Annotated in this window: 5 protein-coding genes; 3 read left to right on the forward strand and 2 right to left on the reverse strand. The window is 69.0% G+C overall.

Translation table 11 applies throughout. The features are described from left to right. Positions 1-1,962 (forward strand): preprotein translocase subunit SecA (locus tag A5663_RS14160; RefSeq protein ID WP_068149950.1); only part of this gene is annotated, 1,962 nt, incomplete at its 5' end. 12 nt (positions 1,963-1,974) lie between these two features. On the opposite strand, the gene A5663_RS14165 is transcribed toward A5663_RS14160, so the two are convergent. Together A5663_RS14165 and A5663_RS14170 are read right to left on the reverse strand one after the other, a co-directional pair. After that, the gene (locus tag A5663_RS14165) at positions 1,975-2,457 is read right to left on the reverse strand and encodes an SRPBCC family protein (protein WP_068149960.1); all 483 of its coding nucleotides are present in this window, start codon (positions 2,455-2,457) and stop codon (positions 1,975-1,977) included. Positions 2,458-2,474: 17 nt separating this feature from the next. Then, positions 2,475-2,933, reverse strand: a complete 459-nt coding sequence (locus A5663_RS14170) for an Rv3235 family protein (RefSeq protein ID WP_369816634.1) — start codon at positions 2,931-2,933, stop codon at positions 2,475-2,477. Between the two features lie 268 nt (positions 2,934-3,201). On the opposite strand from A5663_RS14170, the gene A5663_RS14175 reads away from it, so the two are divergent. Continuing rightward, the gene (locus tag A5663_RS14175) at positions 3,202-4,614 is read left to right on the forward strand and encodes a wax ester/triacylglycerol synthase family O-acyltransferase (protein ID WP_068149957.1); all 1,413 of its coding nucleotides are present in this window, start codon (positions 3,202-3,204) and stop codon (positions 4,612-4,614) included. Further along, positions 4,611-5,210: BCCT family transporter (locus A5663_RS14180; RefSeq protein WP_197503398.1), on the forward strand; the 600-nt coding region annotated here is incomplete at its 3' end. The genes A5663_RS14175 and A5663_RS14180, both read left to right, overlap by 4 nt.

The raw sequence follows: 5,210 nt of genomic DNA on the forward strand, positions 1-5,210 counted from the left end.
GCGATCAAGGCCAAGGAGCTCTTCCAGCGCGACAAGGACTACATCGTGCGCGACGGCGAGGTGCTCATCGTCGACGAGTTCACCGGCCGCGTGCTGATCGGCCGCCGCTACAACGAGGGCATGCACCAGGCCATCGAGGCCAAGGAGCACGTCGAGATCAAAGCCGAGAACCAGACCCTGGCCACGATCACCCTGCAGAACTACTTCCGGCTCTACGACAAGCTCGCCGGCATGACCGGTACCGCCCAGACCGAGGCGGCCGAGCTGCATGAGATCTACAAGCTCGGCGTCGTGCCGATCCCCACGAACAAGCCGATGATCCGTGCCGACCAGTCGGACCTGATCTACAAGACCGAAGAGGCCAAGTACATCGCGGTCGTCGACGACGTCGCCGAGCGGTACGAGAAGGGCCAGCCGGTGCTGATCGGCACCACGAGCGTGGAGCGCTCGGAGTACCTGTCGCGGCAGTTCCAGAAGCGCCGCATCCCGCACAACGTCCTCAACGCCAAGTACCACGAGCAGGAGGCGGGCATCATCGCCGAAGCCGGCCGGCGCGGCGCGATCACCGTCGCCACCAACATGGCCGGCCGCGGAACCGACATCGTGCTCGGCGGTAACCCGGACTTCCTCGCCGACAAGCGGCTGCGTGAGCGTGGCCTGGACCCGGTGGAGACGCCCGACGAGTACGAGGCCGCCTGGGACGAGGTGCTGTCCCAGATCAAAGCCGAAGCGGGTGACGAAGCCGAGGAGGTCATCGCCGCGGGCGGGCTGTACGTGCTGGGCACCGAACGCCACGAATCCCGCCGCATCGACAACCAGCTGCGCGGCCGGTCGGGACGCCAGGGTGATCCGGGCGAGTCGCGGTTCTACCTGTCGCTGGGTGACGAACTGATGCGACGGTTCAACGGCGCCACGCTGGAGGCGCTGCTGACGCGGCTCAACCTCCCCGACGACGTGCCGATCGAGGCCAAGATGGTCACCCGCGCGATCAAGAGCGCGCAGACCCAGGTCGAGCAGCAGAACTTCGAGGTCCGCAAGAACGTCCTCAAATACGACGAGGTGATGAACCAGCAGCGCATGGTCATCTACGACGAGCGGCGGCGCATCCTCGAAGGGGAGAACCTGGCCGAGCAGGCCCGCAAGATGCTCGTCGACGTGATCACCGCCTACGTCGACGGGGCGACCGCTGAGGGCTACGCCGAGGACTGGGACCTCGAGCAGCTGTGGACCGCGCTCAAGCAGCTCTATCCCGTCGGGCTGGACCATCACGAACTGGTCGACTCCGACGCGATCGGCGAGCCGGGTGAGCTGACTCGCGACGAGCTGCTCGACGCGTTGATCGCCGACGCCGACCGCGCGTACGCCGAGCGCGAGAAGCAGATCGAGGCGATCGCGGGCGAGGGAGCGATGCGCGAGCTGGAGCGCAACGTGCTGCTCAACGTGCTGGACCGCAAATGGCGTGAGCACCTCTACGAGATGGACTACCTCAAGGAGGGCATCGGCCTGCGCGCGATGGCGCAGCGCGACCCGCTCGTCGAGTACCAGCGCGAGGGCTACGACATGTTCATCGGGATGCTCGAGGGCCTCAAGGAGGAGTCGGTCGGGTTCCTGTTCAACGTCGCGGTCGAACCAGCCCCGCAGCCGACCGTCGCCCCCGTCGCGACGCCGTCCGGGCTTACCGAGTTCGCCACGGCCGCCGCGGCCCAGGGGCAGGAGAGCGGCCAGGGCGCCGTGGCGACGAAGGAGCGTCCGGCCGGAACTGCATTGCGCGCCAAGGGAATTGACGACGACTCCCGACCGCTGACGTATACCGGGCCTTCGGAGGACGGCTCGGCGCAGGTGCAGCGGTCAGGCAAGGGTGGCGGTGCACCTCGGCCGGCGGCCGGCGGCGGCACGCGCAAGCAGCGCCGCGAGGCCGCGCGCCAGCAGGCCCGCGACCAGAAGGCCATGCGCCGGCGCTGAGGTCTGTCGAACTCAGTGTTCGACCAGCGCGGCGAGACGCTTCAGGGTCGCGCGCATCCCGTCCGCTGCCTGCTTGGGTGTCGCACCGACTTTCAGCATGAGCCGCTGCCGGTCCGCCGAGACGTCCCAGGTCTCGCGCACCAGGGTGCCGTGCGCCGTGGGTTCGAGTTCGTAACGCCAGATCCGCCCGCCGATCAACCCGAGCGGGCCGATCGTCGTCTTCCACGCGATGCGCCGGTCGGGCTCGAACTCGACGACCGTGTTCGTGGTGCGGTACGGCAGATACAGCGACTCGGGCCTGCCCCGCATCGACATGCCGAACTTCGCGCCGGGGGTAAGCGGTCGAGCCTCGCCGCCGGGCGCGTGATCGGAGGTGCCCTCGACGGTGCCCGAGCCGTCGAACCTCGAATGCGCGGCTGCATCGGCGAGCAACGCGAAGATCGCGGCGGCGGGCGCCTTGACGACGCGTTCCACGCTGACGGTGTTTCCCTGCACGTCGAGCAGGTTAGCGGTCAACCGATCTGCAGCGCGACGATCCGCCAGCGATCACCCTCGAACGCGATGCGGGCCGCTATCGCCCGGATGCGCGGGCCGCGGCTGTAGGTGCCGAACACCTCGGCGGCCGGCATCTGGTCGTCGACCATGCGCAACCTGACGCGGCGCAGCGTGGCCGCCGCGGAATGCGGGCAGCGCGCCATGGCCAGCACCGTGTCGGTCAGCGCGGGCGCCATCACCGGTCGCAACTGTGCCAGCGGGCGGCGGCGGTCGATCACTTCCAGCACCCGGCGCAACGCCGCCTCGGCGAAGACGACGGCGCTCCGAGACGGTGCGGGCTCTGCGACGGCCGGCACCGCCCGAGGCGGGTGCCCGGTTCGCAGGCCACCCGACGGCCTGCGGCGCAGCGATTTCGGCGTCGGCGGCGGACACGCGGCGACACCGACGGGCGCCGGCTCGCAGTCGATGACCGGCACGATCGAGGCGGTCGCTTCTTCGGTGCGGGTATTGGACGGTGGCACAACGACTCTCCAACCACTCGACGAGACGGGTCGCGTCTGCCGGAGAGTCGCAGACCTGTTCATGATCGCACGGTTCGCAGAGCCTCATATGCACCGAACATGCACCGAAGGAGCAGACCGGCAAGCACCCGCGATGCGCATTCCCAGGGTCGGGCTATAGCGTGGCGGGGACTTCGGCACACGCGGCGGGACCGCGGAAGTACACGGGAGGGGCGGCGTCGCGATGGTCACGCGGTTGTCGGCGGCGGACGCGTCGTTCTACCACCTGGAGAACACGGTGACGCCGATGTACGTCGGGTCGCTGTCGATCCTGCGCAAACCGCGCAGCGGGCTGAGCTACGAAACGCTGCTCGCCACCGTCGAACAACGGCTGCCGCAGATACCGCGATACCGCCAGAAGGTCCGCGAGGTGACGTTCGGGCTGGCCCGCCCGGTCTGGGTCGACGACCGCGACTTCGACATCACCTATCACATCCGCCGGTCCGCGCTGCCCTCGCCGGGCAGCGACGCCCAGCTGCACGAACTCATCGCCCGGCTGGGATCGCGGCCGCTGGACAAGTCGCGTCCGCTCTGGGAGATGTACCTGATCGAGGGCCTGGCCAAGAACCGCATCGCGATCTACACCAAGACACACCAGGCGCTGGTCAACGGGATGACCGCGCTGGAGATCGGGCACGTCATCGCCGACCGCACCCAGAAGCCGCCGCAGTTCGGCGAGGACATCTGGATCCCGCTGCGCGAGCCTAGCGATCGGCAGCTGCTGCTCGGCGCCGTCGGCGAGTGGATCATGCGCCCGGCCGAGCAGATGGCCGCGGTCCGCTCCGCCGTCCTCGGCGTCGCGACCAACGCCGGCCAGCTCGTCGACATGGGGCGCCGATTCGTCGAGATGGCCCGTACGGTCGCGCGCGGCACTGCGCCGAGCAGTCCGCTGAACACGACCGTCTCGCGCAATCGGCGGTTCACCGTGGCCAGCGGAAGCCTCGACGACTTCCGCATGGTGCGCGCCCGCTACGACTGCGACATCAACGATGTCGTGCTGGCGGTGGTGGCCGGTGCTCTGCGCAACTGGTTGATGTCGCGCGGCGAGCCGGTCACCGCGACGACGCGGGTGCGCGCGATGGCGCCGATGTCGGTGTACCCCGACGCCGAACGCGACGCCACCGGCCCCGGCCAGGCGATCAGCGAGGTGTCCCCGTTCCTCGTCGACCTTCCCGTCGGAGAGGGCAACCCGGTGGTGCGCCTCTCGCAGATCGCCCACGCCACCGAGTCGGCGTCGACCGCCGCCAGCCTGGTCGACGCCAGGACGATCGTGACGCTGTCGGGGTTCGCGCCGCCGACGCTGCATGCCATGGGCATCCGGGTCGCGACGACGTTCTCGGCCCGCCAGTTCAACCTGCTGATCACCAACGTGCCCGGCGCGCAGCACCAGATGTACATCGCGGGCACCAAGTTGCTGGACACGTACGCGGTGCCTCCGTTGCTGGCCAATCAGGTCCTGGCGCTCGGGGTGACGTCGTACAACGGGATGGTGTATTTCGGGATCAACGCCGACCGCGATGCGATGAGCGACGTCGACGTCCTGCCGAGCCTGCTACGGGAATCCCTGGAAGAACTGCTGGAGGCGGCCCAGTCATGACGACGGGCGCCGAGCACGAAGCGACCGGCAAGGCCGGGGCCGCGACTCGGCGTGCGCTCAGGTCGCCCACGAACGACGTCGTGCCCCACCCGGTACTCGATCAGCCGGTCGAAGCGAACGCCGACGCGCGCTCGCGCGGCGTGGACTGGATTGTCTTCGGCGTCACCGCGGTCGTCGCGATCGCCTTCCTCGTCTGGGGTTTCGTCGACACCCGGTCGCTGGCCACGGCGTCGAACAGCGCCCTGACGTGGGTGATGGACAACACCGGCTGGCTGTTCGTGCTGACGGCGTCCGGGTTCGTGGTGTTCATCCTGTGGCTCGCGATCGGCCGCTACGGCGCGATCCCGCTCGGCCGCGACGACGAGGAGCCCGAGTTCAACGGCGTGTCGTGGGTCGCGATGATGTTCAGCGCGGGCATGGGTATCGGCCTGATGTTCTTCGGGGTGGCCGAACCGCTGGCGCATTTCTCGACGCCTCCGCCGGGTACCGGCCCGGCCGGAAATCCGGAGGTCGTGCAGACCGCGCTGGCCACCACGCTGTTCCACTGGACGCTGCACCCGTGGGCGATATATGCGGTCGTCGGACTGGCGATCCGG

Origin of the sequence: Mycobacterium sp. E740 (assembly GCF_001672895.1) — a bacterium.
Classification (GTDB): Bacteria; Actinomycetota; Actinomycetes; order Mycobacteriales; family Mycobacteriaceae; genus Mycobacterium.